The sequence below is a fragment of the Rhodococcus aetherivorans genome, from assembly GCF_025722975.1.
GTDB classification, from domain to species: domain Bacteria; phylum Actinomycetota; class Actinomycetes; order Mycobacteriales; family Mycobacteriaceae; genus Rhodococcus; species Rhodococcus aetherivorans.
Genome location: NZ_CP106982.1, coordinates 1,787,102 through 1,801,439, shown reverse-complemented (window position 1 = coordinate 1,801,439; position 14,338 = coordinate 1,787,102). Strand labels below are relative to the sequence as shown.

At 73.8% G+C, this 14,338-nt stretch carries 13 protein-coding genes and 1 riboswitch; of the genes, 6 read left to right on the top strand and 7 right to left on the bottom strand.

Features of this window, described 5'->3' with window-relative positions; translation table 11 throughout:
* Positions 1-21 precede the first annotated feature (21 nt).
* The 5 genes from OCS65_RS08265 to OCS65_RS08245 all read left to right on the top strand — a co-directional run bounded on the left by OCS65_RS08265 (position 22) and on the right by OCS65_RS08245 (position 6,589).
* Positions 22-1,962 carry a magnesium chelatase subunit D family protein gene (locus OCS65_RS08265; RefSeq protein WP_029545398.1) on the top strand — a complete coding sequence of 647 codons (1,941 nt, stop codon included), beginning with the start codon at positions 22-24 and terminating at the stop codon, positions 1,960-1,962.
* Positions 1,962-2,576 carry a cob(I)yrinic acid a,c-diamide adenosyltransferase gene (cobO, locus tag OCS65_RS08260; protein WP_006945402.1) on the top strand — a complete coding sequence of 205 codons (615 nt, stop codon included), beginning with the start codon at positions 1,962-1,964 and terminating at the stop codon, positions 2,574-2,576. The genes OCS65_RS08265 and cobO overlap by 1 nt, the downstream gene beginning before the upstream one ends.
* Before the next feature lie 100 nt (positions 2,577-2,676).
* Positions 2,677-5,046 (top strand): bifunctional hydrogenobyrinic acid a,c-diamide synthase/histidinol phosphate aminotransferase CobBC, encoded by a 2,370-nt coding sequence (locus tag OCS65_RS08255; protein ID WP_029545400.1) that lies wholly within the window; start codon positions 2,677-2,679, stop codon positions 5,044-5,046.
* Positions 5,028-5,978, top strand: a complete 951-nt coding sequence (locus OCS65_RS08250) for a cobalamin biosynthesis protein (RefSeq protein WP_203330040.1) — start codon at positions 5,028-5,030, stop codon at positions 5,976-5,978. The genes OCS65_RS08255 and OCS65_RS08250 overlap by 19 nt, the downstream gene beginning before the upstream one ends.
* A gap of 53 nt (positions 5,979-6,031) precedes the next feature.
* Positions 6,032-6,589, top strand: coding sequence for a hypothetical protein (locus tag OCS65_RS08245; RefSeq protein WP_006945398.1), 558 nt, complete (start codon positions 6,032-6,034; stop codon positions 6,587-6,589).
* Between the two features lie 57 nt (positions 6,590-6,646).
* On the opposite strand, the gene OCS65_RS08240 is transcribed toward OCS65_RS08245, so the two are convergent.
* The 4 genes from OCS65_RS08240 to OCS65_RS08225 form a co-directional block, all read right to left on the bottom strand.
* Positions 6,647-7,381 (bottom strand): cobalt-precorrin-6A reductase, encoded by a 735-nt coding sequence (locus OCS65_RS08240; protein ID WP_263509388.1) that lies wholly within the window; start codon positions 7,379-7,381, stop codon positions 6,647-6,649.
* A complete protein-coding gene (locus tag OCS65_RS08235) occupies positions 7,378-8,871 on the bottom strand; it encodes a cobyric acid synthase (protein ID WP_006945396.1) in 1,494 nt (497 codons plus the stop codon). Before OCS65_RS08235 ends, OCS65_RS08240 begins: the two co-directional genes overlap by 4 nt.
* Positions 8,872-8,876: 5 nt before the next feature.
* Positions 8,877-9,668 carry a CbtA family protein gene (locus tag OCS65_RS08230; protein ID WP_263509386.1) on the bottom strand — a complete coding sequence of 264 codons (792 nt, stop codon included), beginning with the start codon at positions 9,666-9,668 and terminating at the stop codon, positions 8,877-8,879.
* Between the two features lie 86 nt (positions 9,669-9,754).
* The gene (locus OCS65_RS08225; protein WP_373566487.1) at positions 9,755-9,919 is read right to left on the bottom strand and encodes a CbtB domain-containing protein; all 165 of its coding nucleotides are present in this window, start codon (positions 9,917-9,919) and stop codon (positions 9,755-9,757) included.
* Positions 9,920-9,978: 59 nt separating this feature from the next.
* A riboswitch (cobalamin riboswitch) is annotated at positions 9,979-10,092 on the bottom strand.
* Positions 10,093-10,151: 59 nt separating this feature from the next.
* Here OCS65_RS08225 and OCS65_RS08220 point away from each other — a divergent pair.
* The gene (locus OCS65_RS08220) at positions 10,152-10,691 is read left to right on the top strand and encodes a histidine phosphatase family protein (RefSeq protein WP_006945392.1); all 540 of its coding nucleotides are present in this window, start codon (positions 10,152-10,154) and stop codon (positions 10,689-10,691) included.
* Positions 10,692-10,723: 32 nt separating this feature from the next.
* On the opposite strand, the gene OCS65_RS08215 is transcribed toward OCS65_RS08220, so the two are convergent.
* The 3 genes from OCS65_RS08215 to OCS65_RS08205 are packed head-to-tail and all read right to left on the bottom strand — an operon-like array spanning position 10,724 to position 14,172.
* Positions 10,724-12,031 (bottom strand): NtaA/DmoA family FMN-dependent monooxygenase, encoded by a 1,308-nt coding sequence (locus OCS65_RS08215; protein ID WP_044476454.1) that lies wholly within the window; start codon positions 12,029-12,031, stop codon positions 10,724-10,726.
* A gap of 4 nt (positions 12,032-12,035) precedes the next feature.
* Positions 12,036-13,289, bottom strand: a complete 1,254-nt coding sequence (locus OCS65_RS08210) for an acyl-CoA dehydrogenase family protein (protein ID WP_081637061.1) — start codon at positions 13,287-13,289, stop codon at positions 12,036-12,038.
* A 37-nt stretch (positions 13,290-13,326) separates the two neighbouring features.
* Complete coding sequence (locus tag OCS65_RS08205; RefSeq protein WP_161997168.1) at positions 13,327-14,172, bottom strand: LLM class oxidoreductase; 846 nt, start codon at positions 14,170-14,172, stop codon at positions 13,327-13,329.
* Between the last annotated feature and the right edge of the window lie 166 nt (positions 14,173-14,338).

Genomic DNA, 14,338 nt, shown 5'->3' with positions numbered 1-14,338 from the left:
CGGGAGCCTGTGGAGGTTCGAGTGCACGTGTATCCGTTCAGTGCCGTCGTCGGCTCCGACGACCTGGCGCTGGCCCTGTCCCTGTGCGCGGTCTCGCCGTCGATCGGCGGGGTGCTCGTGCGCGGCGAGAAGGGCACCGCCAAGTCGACCACCGTGCGCGCCCAGGCCGCGCTGTTGCCGCAGGTCACCGAGGTCACCGGCTGCCGCTTCGCGTGCGATCCCGCCGCCCCCGACCCGGCGTGCCCCGACGGGCCGCACCCGGGCGGTGCGGCGGCGCAGACCCGTCCGGCGCGGCTGGTGGAACTGCCGGTCGGTGCCACCGAGGACCGCGTCACCGGCTCCCTGCACCTGCAGAAGGCGCTGTCGGCGGGCACCGCCGAGTACGAGCCCGGCCTGCTCGCCCGGGCGCACCGCGGGGTGCTCTACGTCGACGAGGTCAATCTGCTGCACGACCACCTCGTGGACCTGTTGCTCGACGCCGCCGCGATGGGCCGCTGCTCCGTCGAGCGCGACGGGGTGTCGGTCTCGCACGCCGCCCGGTTCGTGCTGGTCGGCACGATGAACCCGGAGGAGGGTGAGCTGCGGCCGCAGCTGCTCGACCGCTTCGGCCTCACCGTCGAGGTGGCCGCGCCCCGCGATCCGCAGGTGCGGGCGGAGATCGTGCGGCGGCGCCTGGCGTTCGACGCCGACCCGGACGCGTTCGTCGCGCGGTGGGCCGACGCCGAGGCGGCGCTGACGCGGCGGTTGGCGCAGGCCCGCGACCGGCTGCCGCAGGTGCGGCTCGACGACGACGCGCTCGTCGCGATCGCGGAGGTGTGCGCGGCGTTCGACGTCGACGGGATGCGCGCCGACCTGGTCACCGCGAAGACCGCCGTCGCGCATGCGGCGTGGGTGGGCCGCGACGAGGTGACGCGGGCGGACATCGCGGTGGCGGCGCGGCTGGCGTTGCCGCACCGTCGTCGCCGCAATCCGTTCGACGAGCCCGGCATGGACGAGTCGCTGCTCGACGAGCTGCTCGGCGAGCAGCCGCCCGAGCCCGATCCGGACGGCCCCGACGATTCCGGTCCCGACGATTCCGGTCCGGACGGCCCCGGCGCCGGCGAGGCGACGCCGGGCCGGGACGACCGGGGGCAGGGCTCCGGTGCGGCGACGTCCGTCGCGGCCCCCGCCGAGCCCTACCGGACCCGCCTGTTCACGGCCGACCGCACCGGCCGCGGTGCCGCGGGCCGCCGCTCCCGCGCCCGCACCACGGTCGGCCGGACCGTCGGCGAGCGTCGCGGCGACACCGGCCCGATCCATCTGCCCGCCACCATCCGCGCCACCGCCACCCACCCGTGCGTGGTTCCGGTAGCGGGGACTACCGAAACCACGCACGGGTGGCAGGTGCGGCGGAAGGTCGTCGAGGGCCGCGAGGCCAACCTGGTGCTGCTGTGCGTCGACGCCTCCGGCTCGATGGCGGCGCGGCAGCGGATGACGCAGGTGAAGACGGCGATCCTGTCGCTGCTGCTCGACGCCTACCGGCGTCGCGACACGGTGGGCCTGGTGACCTTCCGCGGGGATCGCGCCACGCTCGTGCTGCCGCCGACCAACTCGGTGGACGTGGCCGCGACGCGGCTGCGGGAGCTGCCGGCGGGCGGGCGCACCCCGCTCGCCGAGGGACTGCTCGAGGCGGCCGAGACGATCCGGCGGCACCGGCTGCGCGAACCCGACCGGCGGGCCCTGCTCGTCGTCGTCACCGACGGCCGCGCCACCGCCGGGCCGGACGCGGTGGCCCGGTCCCTCGCGGCCGCCGACCGGCTCGCCGCCGCCGGGATCGACGCGGTCGTCGTGGACTCCGAGACCGGCCGGTTCCGCATGGGCCTCGCGGCCCGGCTCGCCGAGCGGCTCGGCGCCGAACACGTCCCCGTCGGTGAGGTCCACGCCGACGCGCTCACCACCGTCGTGCGAGGAAGGGCCGCCTGATGCCGAAGGGACAACCGACCGCCGTGCCGGACGACGGCCTCACCACCCGCCAGCGCCGCAACCGGCCGCTGCTGATGGTCCACACCGGCGACGGCAAGGGCAAGTCGACCGCCGCGTTCGGTCTCGCACTGCGCGGCTGGAACCAGGGCTGGTCCGTCGCGGTGTTCCAATTCGTCAAGTCCGCCAAGTGGCGCCTCGGCGAGCAGACCGCCTTCGAGACCCTCGGCGACCTGCACACCGAACGCGGCACCGGGGGCCCGATCGAGTGGCACAAGATGGGCTCCGGGTGGTCGTGGTCGCGCAAGGACGGCACCGAGGAGGACCATGCCGCCGCGGCGCTCGCCGGGTGGCGGGAGATCCAGCGCCGGCTCGCCGCCGAGCAGCACGGGCTGTACGTGCTCGACGAGTTCACCTACCCCATCGGCTGGGGATGGATCGACGCCGACGAGGTGGTGCAGACCCTGCGGACGCGCCCCGGCCACCAGCACGTCGTGATCACCGGCCGCCGGGCGCATCCGGCGCTGATCGAGGCCGCGGATCTCGTCACCGAGATGACGAAGATCAAGCACCCGATGGATGCGGGCCAGAAGGGCCAGAGGGGCATCGAGTGGTGACACTCGCGGGTGACGGCGTGGTGACACTCGCGGGTGACGGCGTGGTGACACTCGCGGGTGACGGCGTGGTGACACTCGCGGGTGACGGCGTGGTGACCGCATGACACCGCTGCCCCGGCTGGTGGTGGCCGCGCCGGCCTCCGGACACGGGAAGACCACGGTCGCGACGGGCCTCATGGCGGCCCTGCGGGCGGCCGGGCACACCGTGTCGGGACACAAGGTCGGCCCGGACTACATCGACCCGGGCTACCACGCCCTCGCGACGGGCCGGCCCGGCCGCAACCTGGACGCCCATCTCGTCGGCACCGACCTGCTCGCACCGCTGCTCGCGCACGGCGCCCGCGGTGCCGACGTCGCGATCGTCGAGGGCGTGATGGGCCTGTACGACGGGATGCTCGGCACCGACGGGTTCGCCTCCACCGCCCACACGGCCGCCGTCCTCGGTGCCCCGGTGATCCTCGTCGTGGACGTCTCCCACGCCTCCCGCTCCGTCGCGGCCGTGGTGCACGGGATGGCCACGTTCGACCGCAGCGTCCGCATCGCCGGGGTGATCCTGAACAAGGCCGGCTCGGTGCGGCATTCCGACGAGGTGGCCGAGGCCCTGGCCGCGACGGGCGTCCCGGTGCTCGGCGTCCTGCAGCGCGACGACGGGATCTCGGCGCCGTCGCGGCATCTCGGGCTGGTGCCGGCACAGGAGCGGGCCGAGGCCGCCGCCCAGCTCGATCGCCTGGCCGCACAGATCGCCGCGCGGGTCGATCTCGCCGAGGTGATGCGGATCGCGTGCGCCGCACCGGATCTTCCTGCGAGCCCGTGGGATCCGGGGGCACCGGCCGACGACGGCCCGGTCGTCGCGATCGCCGGCGGCCGCGCCTTCACGTTCCGTTACGCCGAGACCGAGGAGATGCTGCGCGCCGCCGGGTGCCGCACCGTGGTGTTCGATCCGCTGCGCGACGAACGACTGCCCGACGGCACGGCCGGGATCTATCTCGGCGGCGGCTTCCCCGAGGTGCACGCGGCAGATCTGGCCGCGAACACCGCTCTGCGCGAACATCTCCGGGCCGCGATCACGGCCGGCACACCCACCGTCGCCGAGTGCGCCGGGCTGTTGTACCTGTGCCGCGAGGTGGACGGGGCGCCGATGATCGGCGCGATCGACGCGGCCGCCCGGATGACGCCGCGCCTGACCCTCGGCTACCGCACGGCCGTCGCGCCGCGCGAGACCCTGCTCGCGCCGGCGGGCACGCGGGTGACCGGACACGAATTCCACCGAACCACGGTCGATTCCACCGACGAGCCGGCGTGGCTGCTGGGCGGGCGGCCCGACGGCTTCGCGTCCGCCACCGTGCACGCCTCCTACCTGCACACCCACTGGGCCGGGCATCCGGCGCTGGCGCAGCGGTTCGCCGACGCGGTGCGGGCCGCGACGCCGGTCCCCCCGCCGCCGCGCACGACCCGGGCCGCCGCACCGGACCTGCAGCACCACGGCGACCGGGAGGCCACGCCGGGACTGGTGGATCTGGCCGTCAACGTCTCGCGCCGGCCGCGCCCGGAGTGGCTCGACGCCGCGCTGGCCGGGTCGCTGGCCGAGCTGGATCGGTATCCGGACCCGCGCGCGGCGCGGGCCGCCCTGGCCGCCCGGCACGGACGCGACCCGCTCGAGGTGCTACCCACCGCCGGCGGCGCGGAGGCGTTCACCCTCGTCGCCCGTGCCCGTCGCTGGGCGCGACCGGCGGTGGTGCACCCGCAGTTCACCGAGCCGGAGGCGGCGCTGCGCGCCGCCGGGCACGAGGTGACCCGGGTGCTGCTGCGCCGCGAGGACGGCTTCGTCCTCGACCCGGCGCTGGTGCCCGACGACGCCGACCTCGTGATCGTCGGCAACCCCACGAACCCGACCGGCGTGCTGCACCCGGGTGCCGCGCTGCGGGCCCTGGCGCGGCCCGGCCGGGTGCTGGTGGTGGACGAGGCGTTCATGGATGCGGTACCGGGGGAAACGGAATCGCTTGCCGGCGTGTCGCTTCCGGGTGTCGTGGTGGTCCGCTCGCTCACCAAGACGTGGGCGATACCCGGTATCCGCGCCGGGTACGTGCTCGGCGACGAGTCGATCGTCGCCGAGCTCGCCGCGCACCAGCCACCGTGGTCGGTGTCCACACCGGCGGCGGCGGCGATGATCGCGTGCGCGTCGCCGGCGGCCACGGTCGAGGCGGAGCGCATCGCCGTGCAGGTCGCGGCCGACCGCGCCGTCCTCGTCGACGGCCTGACCGCGCTCGGCATCGAGGTGACCGGCCCGTCGGCGGCACCGTTCGTGCTGGCGCACGTCCCCGTGGGGACGCGGGAGCGCCTGCGGGGCAAGGGCTTCGCGGTGCGTCGCGGGGACAGCTTCCCCGGCCTCGGCGCCGACTGGGTGCGCATCGCGGTGCGCGATGCGCAGACCACCGAGGCGTTGCTCGGGGCATGGCGGGACCTGACGTGAACCCGCGCGCCGCCGGCCTCGTCCTCGGCTACCTCGCCGATCAGGCGTTCGGCGATCCCCGTCGCGGCCACCCGGTGAGCGGCTTCGGCCGGATCGCCCGGACCACCGAGCGCGCGCTGTACGCGGACCACCGGGCGGCCGGGACGCTGTTCACCGCGGTGCTGGTCGGCGGCGCGGCCGGCCTCGGCTACGGCGTGGACCGGCTCACCCGGCGTCGTCCGCTGGTGCGCACGGCGGTGACCGCGGCCGCGACGTGGACCGTGCTCGGCGGCCGGTCGCTGGCGCGGGAGGCGACGACGATCGACGGCCAGCTGCGCCGCGCGGATCTGCCCGCCGCGCGCCGTCAGGTCACCCACCTCGTCGGGCGCGACCCGTCGCGCCTCGACGCCGCCGGCGTCGCCCGCGCCACCCTCGAGTCCCTGGCGGAGAACACCTCCGACGCCGTCGTCGCCCCACTGCTGTGGGGTGCGGTGGCGGGGCCGGCGGGCCTGCTCGGCTACCGGGCCGCGAACACCCTCGACGCCCGCGTCGGCCACCGCACGCCGCGGCACGAGCGGTTCGGCTGGGCGTCCGCCCGGTTCGACGACCTGCTCAACCTGGCGCCGGCGCGGCTGTCCGCGCTGCTCGCGGCGGGCCTGGGCGAGCGGCCCGGCGCGGCCCTGACGGCCTGGCGCCGCGACGCCCACCGGCATCCGAGCCCGAACGCCGGGCCGGTCGAGGCGGCGTTCGCGGGTGCGCTCGGGGTCACTCTGGGCGGGGTGAACGTCTACCACGGCGTGGTGGAGGACCGCGGCACCCTCGGCGACGGCCCGGCCCCGGAACCCGGGGACATCGCGCGGGGCGTGCGGCTCGCGGCCCGGGTCGGCGCGGGCGCGCTCGCGGTGTCCGCGGTCGTCGCGTCCGCAAGCACCGTTGTGGCGCGAATCACGTAAGCGGTGTAACACTGTAATCAGTGATATTGGCACTTCGTCCCGAGGAGGACGACATGCGACACCATCCGCACATGCACGGACCCCGCTTCGGACGCCCGGGCGGCTGGCAACAGGCCGACGTCCCCGATGCGAGCGACGCCGCCGAGTGGTTCGCCGGACGCCTGCCCGACGACTGGTTCACCGGCCCCGCCGACATCGAGGTCGACCGCGAGGAGATCGTGGTCGTCGGGGAACTGCCCCCGCCCGAGGACACCGGCCCGGCGTCCGTCGACGGGCGCATCGCGCGGTTCCGGGAGACCACCCGGCCGGACCGCATGCGCATCGCCGACGAGGCCGAGGCCCGCTACGGCCGGAAGGTCGCGTGGGGTGTCACGCTCGGCGAGCGTCGAGTGCTGTTCACCCACTTGGCCGTTCCGGTGATGACCCGGTTGCGCCAGCCCGAGCGCAAGGTCCTCGACACCCTCGTCGACGCCGGCGTCGCCCGCTCGCGCTCCGACGCGCTCGCCTGGTGCGTCCAGCTCGTGGGGCAGCACAGCGAGCAGTGGCTCGCCGAGCTCCGCGAGGCGATGCGCAAGGTCGACGACCTGCGCACCGAGGGCCCACAGGTCTGAGATCGCGGACCGGCGCGGTTCCCGGTCGTCTGCACACGACATTGCGTGCACGGACGACTAATCCGCGCAGGAACCCGTCGCCCACGCGACGGCGTCCGCGACCGTCGCCACCGTCGGCACGCCCGCCGGCGACGGCGGGCGACGCACGACGACCACCCGCACCCCGAGTTCGGCCGCCGCGTCGAGCTTGGCGCGCGTGAGGTCCCCGCCGGAGTCCTTGGTGACGAGCACGTCCACCCCGTGGCCGGCGAGCAGCGCACGCTCGCCGTCGACGGTGTAGGGGCCGCGGGCCAGCAGCACCGTCCAGGAGTCCGGCACGTCGAGGTCCAGCGGCTCGACCACCCGCACCAGGACGCGGTGCCGCGCGAGCGGCCCGAGGAAGCGATCGAGGGTCTGGCGGCCAGTGCTCAGGAACACGCTCGCCCCCCGGGCGGCCACCGCGGCGGCCGCATCGTGGTCGTCGACCCACGTCCAGTCGCCGGTGCCGGTCCAGCCCGGCCGCACCAGGCGCAGCAGCGGCATCCCGGCCGCCGCGCAGGCGGCCGCGGCGTTACCGCTGATCCGCGCGGCGAACGGGTGGGTGGCGTCGACCACCCTGCGGATACCGTTGCCGCGCAGATACTCCCGCAGTCCGTCGATGCCGCCGAAACCGCCGATCCGCACGTCGCCGACCGGCAGGCGCGGGTTGCGCACCCGTCCCGCAAGCGACGACACGTACGCCACCCCCGCGGTGTCCAGGCCGGCGGCGAGCGCCCGCGCCTCGCCGGTGCCGCCGAGGATGAGGACGGTCACGCCAGGCCGCCCGTCAGTGTGGGCAGCACCGGCCGAGCCCCGAGCATCCCGAGCAGGGCGCCGACGTCGAGGTGCTCCTCGACCATGTCCGCGAGCACCTCGAGGCGCGCCTCGCGGGCGGCGTGGAAGCCGACGGTGCCGGTGGCGAGGTCGCGCCCGGTGAGGGCGGCCGCCTCGCGGAGCCACGCCGTGCGCAGGGCGTCGCCCTCGAGGCTGCCGTGCCACATGGTGCCGAACACCGTTCCCGCCCGGGCGCCGCCGAGGAACTCCTCGTCGCCGCCGCGGGAGATGCGGCCGTGGTGGATCTCGTACCCGGAGGCCGGCACCCCGAGCGCCGACCCGGCCGGCAGCCGCAGCACCTTCTCCGGTTCGAAACGGGTGTGCACGTCCAGCAGTCCGAGCCCGTCCACGCACGCCCCGGGGGTGCCCTCGACGCCGTGCGGATCGGAGATCCGCCGGCCGAGCATCTGGAAGCCGCCGCAGATCCCGAGCACCACGCCCCCGCGACGGGCGTGGTCGGCGACGGCGGTGTCGAGGCCGCGGCCGCGCAGCCACGCGAGGTCCGCGAGGGTGGCGCGGGTGCCGGGCAGGATCACCACGTCGGCGCCGGCGAGGGCGCGCGGATCGTCGACGAACCGCAGCCGCACGTCCGGTTCGAGGCACAGCGCGTCGACGTCGGTGAAGTTGCTGATCCGCGGCAGCATCACCACCGCGACGGTGAGCGACCCGGCGCCGTCGTGGGCCGGGCGCGACGACAGGGCGAGCGAGTCCTCCGAGTCGAGCCACAGGCCGCGCTGCCAGGGCAGGACGCCGAGCACGGGCCGGCCCGTGAGCTTTTCGAGCGACTCGAGACCGGGACGCAACAGCCCGAGGTCTCCACGGAACTTGTTGATCACGAAGCCGCGGACGAGGGCCTGATCGGACGCATCCAGCAGGGCGAGCGTGCCGTACATGGCGGCGAACACCCCGCCGCGATCGATGTCGCCGACGAGCACGGTCGGCAGGTCGCCGTGCCGGGCCAGGCCCATGTTCACGTAGTCGTGGGCCCGCAGGTTGATCTCGGCGGCGCTGCCGGCACCCTCGCAGACCACCACGTCGAACCGGTCCCGCAGGTCGTCGAGCGCACCGAAGGCGGCCTCGGCGAGGTGCTTTCGGCCGCCGGCGAACTCGCCGGCCTCGAGGTGACCGGCGGGCCGGCCGAGCACGACGACGTGACTGCGGCGGTCGCTGCCGGGTTTGAGCAGCACCGGATTCATCGCGGCCTCGGGTACGGCGCGCGCCGCCACCGCCTGGATCCACTGCGCGCGGCCGATTTCCACGCCGTCGCCGGTGACCGGGTCGACGGCCACCATGGAGTTGTTGGACATGTTCTGCGCCTTGAACGGCGCGACCGACAACCCACGGCGGGCCAGGGCCCGGCAGATCCCGGTGGTCACCACGGATTTCCCGGCGTCCGAGGTGGTTCCGGCGACGAGCAGGCCCTGTCCCACGACGGCTACGCCACGCGGACGGGCACGCGACGATCGGCGCGTTCGGTGAGGAACGCGAACGCCACGCCCAGGGCGAACCACAGGGTGGTCTGAACGATCACCGACGCAACGCGGAAGTCCCACAGCAGCGTGGCCGGAAAGCCCGTGCCGACCTCGTCGATCGTCGGCAGCACCGCATACCCGAGACCGACCACGACGAGGAACGCCAGGACCGGTCCGGCGAGCCGGACGGTACGCAGCTCCTGACGGGCGAGCGCCTTCGCGGCGGCCACCGCCACCGCGAGCGCGACGAGGCCGAGCACGACCGCCGCGACCCACAGGAGGGTGCGCTGGTCGATGGTGTCCGGGTCCCCCACCGCCGGCGGGTTGGCCGGGTACTTCAGGAACGGCACCGCTTCGATCGCGAGCCATCCCGCTCCGGCGCCGAGCAGTCCGAGAGCGGGACCCGACAGCGTGGTGCGGCGCCGGGCGAAGTGCAGCACCGACGCGAACAGCGCGCCGAGCGCCAGACCGGCGAGGGTGGTGGCGAGGATCAGGCCCACCTTCTGCCCGGTGCGGCCGACGAGGGCGTCCTCGCCGTGGCTGTGACCGGCGGACGCGGCCTCGTGCGTGTGGGAGTGCGCCTCGGTGGCCGCGTGCGTCGCGGCGGCCTCCTCCAGCGCGATCGCGGCCTCGATGTGCGGCTCGCCGACCACGAAGGCGACGGCGCCGGCGAGCAGGCCGGCAATCAGGCCGGCCAGCAGGCCGCGCAGCAGGATCCGGGTGTAGGGGCCGGTCAGCGGGACGCCTGCCGACACGGCAGCGTCCGGGTGCGACGAGACGCCGGCCCCCGGACTCGGTGACACGCCGGCCCCCGGCCTCAGTGACACGCCGGCCCCCGGCCTCAGTGGCACGGCAGGCCGAGCAGGTGCCGGCCGTCGTGCATCAGCTCATGCATGAACATGCCGGTGCGCGAGATCGCGCCCTGATCGAAGCCGACCAGGTAGAGGGTGACGAAGGCGAGCAGCACGACGGCGGTGATCGCGGCGGCCAGCGCCGCGGAGCCCATCGTGGACTCGGGGGTGTGGACAGTAGCCATGGCATCCTCCTGGGATAACGCGTCCCGTCGAAAATCCATGCGCCGAGACAGTTTTCTGACTCCCGGGCGGGTCGCCCGGTCACAGTGGCGCGACCGCTCCGGACTTGCACCGGATTGCCTGCACCTCGGCACGTGTGACGCAGGAACAGTCGCACCGTGAGCCCGCCCCTGTCAAGGCGACACCCCCGGCGGTTGTGATTCGATGACCGCCGTGGTTCGCCTCGTCCTTCTGGCCCATGCCTCGACGGAGGCGCAGCGCGCCGTCCGGTTCCCCGCCGACGAGCCGCTGTCGCAACGCGGCCGACGAGAACTGGAGCGGGCGGTCGCGCCGGTGGCCGACCGCGTCGTCGCGGCGCCGGAGCGACGGGCCGTCGAGACTGCGGCCGCGCTGGGCACGACGGCCGTGGTCGATCGGGCGCTGCGGGACCTGGACTACGGCAACTGGGCGGGGCGGGCGATGGACGAGGTGCCGGCCGAGAGCCTGCAGCAGTGGCTCACCGACCCGCACGCGGCGCCGCACGGCGGCGAGTCGATCGCGGAGCTGACCGAACGGGTGGCGCGGTGGCTCGACGAGCTGGCGCCGGGCCGGGTCGTCGCGGTGACCCACCCGGCCGTGATCCGCGCCGCGACGGTGTACGCCCTCGGCGCGCCCCCGGCAGGATTCTGGCGGATCGACGTGCGCCCGCTCGCACAGGTCCGGCTGCACGGACGCGGGGGCCGGTGGTCGCTGCGGCTGGGTTGAGCCGCAGCGACCACCGGAGGCGCCCCGCCGCGTCAGATCGCCGCGTGCAGGGCGGCACGGTGGGCCGGTTCCGCTGCCTCGAAGTGCCCGCGCAGCGTTTCCGTCTCGTACTCGGTGCGGTACAGACCGCGCGACCGAAGCCGTGGTACCACCTCGTCCGCGATGACCTCCAACCCGTCCGTCAGGATGTCCGGCTGCAGGTTGAACCCGTCGCACGCACCGCCGAGATACCACTCCTCGATGCGGTCGACGAGCTGCTCCGGAGTCCCGACAAACCCGCCGTGCCCGGAGCCGGTGTATCGAGTTTCGCGCAGGTACTCACGGACCGTCGGCTGGGTCTGCCGGATCTGTTCGAGGATGGACTCCCGGAATCCGATACTTCCCTGGAAGAGGTCGGTGTCCACCGGTCCCCGCAGGACGTCGTCGGGGAACTTCTCGTCCAGCTCGAGCTTGGCGACGTCGACACCGATCGCGTGCGACAGCCACGCCGCGGAGTACCAGCCCGGGCTGGTCTCGTACAACTCGTCGACCCGCCGGCGCGCTTCCTCCTCCGTCGAACCGAGAGTCAGCAGCAGACCGGGCAGAATCTTCACGTCGCCCGGCGCGCGCCCGTGCCTGACCGCATCGGCCTTGACCTGCCGATAGTGCTCCCGTGCCGTCTCCTGGGTGATCTCCGCCGCGAACACGCCGTCGGCGAAGCGCGAGGCGATGTCACGGCCGCCGGGCGAGCCGCCGGCCTGGAAGAGCACCGGCCGGCCCTGCGGCGAGGCGGGGGCGACGAAATCGCCGTCGTATCCGAAGTACCTCCCGTCGTATCGCACCGTTTCGCCGGTTCCCGCAGCGGACCACAGTCGCTGCACCAGCTCCGCGAACTCCGCACCGCGGTCGTACCGTTCGGAGCGCGGCACGACCCGTGACAGTCCGAAGTTCGCGGCCGAGCGGTCGTCCCGGGTGGTCACCAGGTTCCAGCCGGCTCTGCCCCGGGACACGTGATCGAGCGTGAGAATGCGACTCGCGAGCTCGACTGGATCGTTGAACGTGGTGGACGCGGTGGCGATGAGACCGACCCGTTCGGTGGCCTGCGCGACGTGCGCCCACAGGACGGTCGGATCGAGCCGGATCGGGTTGGCGTCGTACGCGGGATCCCCCAGCCCCAGCGCGTCGGCCAGGAACACGGCGTCCAGTGTGGCGCGTTCGGCGAGCCGACCGATGCGCTCCCAGTACGCCGGCTCGAGGAAGTCCCGCGCTCCCAGCAGGGGCGAGCGCCAGGCCGACGGAATGTACCCGTAGACGAGGACATTCACGCCGAGGATCACATGACCGTCTCGTCGGTTCCCCATCGAGCTAGACCCCCTGTCCCTGCGGGCGGGCGTACGGGTTCGAACCGCCCGCCGGCACCGTGCCGTTGACGTAGAAGTCACCGAGCACGCGCTCCTTGAACACCCGCGGGTTGTGGGAGGCGAGCGTCCGGGCGTTGCGCCAGTGCCGGTCCAGCGCCAGCGGAACCGCCGTCGCAGAGGCACCCAGCGCATCGAAGACGGTCGTCGTCACCTCGAGCGCCGAGTCGACGACGACCGACTGGGCCTCGTGCGTGCGGACGGTCGCCTGCACCAGCGCGACCTTCTCCGTCTCGTCGTCGCCAAGCGCGTGGGCCCGTGCCACCGCGTCGAGCGTGGCGGCCTGCTTTTCCAGGGCCGCGTCGGCCTGGAACACACGCGTCGCGAGGAAACCGATGCGCTGCTGCAGTAGCGGGTCCTGCGGAGGCGCCTGGTCCACGCCGAGAGGGTAGTTGCGCGTGCGGCGCCGCAACGCCGCAGTGCCGTCTCGGAAGGCTGCTCGGGCAATACCGACGAGCACCGACAGCAGCGCCGTCTGGTAGAAGAGCCCCTGGTAGGCGAAGCGGTCCTGGGCGGGGAAGATGCCGTGCTCGTCGACCTCGGCGTCCTGGTAGCGGGCCGATCCGCTCGCGGTGGTCTGCTGGCCGAAGCCCTCCCAGTCGTCGACCAGAGTGACGCCGGGTTGAGTGCGGGGCACGAGGACCGTGACGAGTTCGTCGTTGTCGTCGCGGCCGATGACGTCGAGCCAGTCCGCGTAGAGACTGCCGGTCGCGTAGAACTTGTTGCCGGTGATGCGGGTGACGCCGTCGGAGGTGGTGATGCGGGTGGCAATCTCGCCGAAGCTCGCGTTGCTCGCCTCCGTCCACCCGCCGCCGACGAACTCGCCCCGGCGGAATCGCTCGAGCCAGACCTCGGTGGCGGGATGGTCCGGCGCATTCAACCGATCCTCGACGAACGCAAGATGGTTGCGGAAGACATGGGAGACGTTGGGGTCTGCTTCGGCGAGTTCGGCGAGCAGCAGGAAGACCTGCTGCAGCGATGCCCCGTCGCCGCCGAGCTCACGCGGGATCCGCAGCCGCGAGAATCCCGCGTCGATCAGCCAGCGCACCTGTTCGTGCGGGAACTCACGGGCGCGTTCCCGTGCGAGGTTTCCTTCCGCGATCCGCGCGAAAACGGGCCGGTAGGTCGCGGCGAGCGTGCCGAACTCCGCAGCGGGGCGGGCAAGCAGCGACCGGATGTCGGTGGAGGTGGGTGCGGCCATGATGTTCACTTTCTGGATTGGTCTGGGGCGACGCGCGTCAGCGGTAGACGCTCGTCGTCGGCGCCGCGAACGCCGGCTGGGCTTGCGCGAGGAGCTGGGCGGGTGGCGCGAGGCCGAGGGTGGCGCGCAGCGTCACGTCGCGATCTCCGCGGCCGGTGCCGTCCACCGCGGTCAGCACGGCGAGTGCTCGGTCCAGCAGGTGCAGCACGCTCTCGGCAGCTTCGGCGGGCTCGGCCGACCGGAGCAGCACCCCGTCGGCGCCGGCGGCGATCGACTCTTCGACCGCGGTGATCACCTCGTCGTGCCGCGGCACTCCCGCGACAGGGACCTCCACCAGCAGGCCCGTGCGGCCGGACGCGGCAGCGGCCACGCTCGCGGCGTCCGGGAATCCGCCGAGAACGACGAGATCGGCCGCGGCGGGAGCCGCCGCGACCAATTCCGGATCGTCGGCATACCACGCGAGGACGGGCGCACCCTGTGGCGAGCTGGGCACGCTCAACGGTCCTGCGATGTCGACGACGCCGTGGTGGTCGATGCGCACGATCCGATCGGAGCGGACGAGGACGCCCGAGTCCTTGTCGGCGATCACGCTGTCGAGTGGCCAGCTCTGCCACAGTTCGGCGATCGCGAGAGCCGTGTCGGCCGCGGTGGCCGCACCCAGCTCGGCACCGTCGTTCAGCCCCACAGCACCCCAGGCGCTGTGCCCGTGACCACGTGCATCTCGGTGCCCGAGGAGCAGTCCAGCCCGCCCGTGCGTGAGGTGATCGAGCGAAAGTACCCTTCGCGCAAGGTTATAGGGCAGGTCGTGGTGCGCGGCGCCGGCGACCACCAGCGGCGGGCCACCCCCGGTGGCCAGCGCTGTCGCGACGATGCTCGGGTCCATGTCCGTCGGGCGCGGAGTCTCGGCCGTTCGGTCCGCGGGTGGTGTCCGGGTGATCCGATCGATCCCTACCACCCCGAATGCCGCACCGCTCGTGGACCATCGATCGAGAGATTCGCGATCGTCGAGAAGGCGACTCGCCTCGTCACCGGTGAGGCCCACTGCAACG

Bases quoted from the DNA above. Each gene is read 5' to 3' on its own strand.
- cobO (WP_006945402.1), top strand. From the start codon at position 1,962: ATGCCGAAGGGACAACCGACCGCCGTGCCGGACGACGGCCTCACCACC.
- OCS65_RS08255 (WP_029545400.1), top strand. From the start codon at position 2,677: ATGACACCGCTGCCCCGGCTGGTGGTGGCCGCGCCGGCCTCCGGACAC.
- OCS65_RS08250 (WP_203330040.1), top strand. From the start codon at position 5,028: ATGGCGGGACCTGACGTGAACCCGCGCGCCGCCGGCCTCGTCCTCGGC.
- OCS65_RS08245 (WP_006945398.1), top strand. From the start codon at position 6,032: ATGCGACACCATCCGCACATGCACGGACCCCGCTTCGGACGCCCGGGC.
- OCS65_RS08225 (WP_373566487.1), bottom strand. From the start codon at position 9,919: ATGGGCTCCGCGGCGCTGGCCGCCGCGATCACCGCCGTCGTGCTGCTC.
- OCS65_RS08220 (WP_006945392.1), top strand. From the start codon at position 10,152: ATGACCGCCGTGGTTCGCCTCGTCCTTCTGGCCCATGCCTCGACGGAG.
- OCS65_RS08215 (WP_044476454.1), bottom strand. From the start codon at position 12,031: ATGGGGAACCGACGAGACGGTCATGTGATCCTCGGCGTGAATGTCCTC.
- OCS65_RS08210 (WP_081637061.1), bottom strand. From the start codon at position 13,289: ATGGCCGCACCCACCTCCACCGACATCCGGTCGCTGCTTGCCCGCCCC.
- OCS65_RS08205 (WP_161997168.1), bottom strand. From the start codon at position 14,172: ATGGACCCGAGCATCGTCGCGACAGCGCTGGCCACCGGGGGTGGCCCG.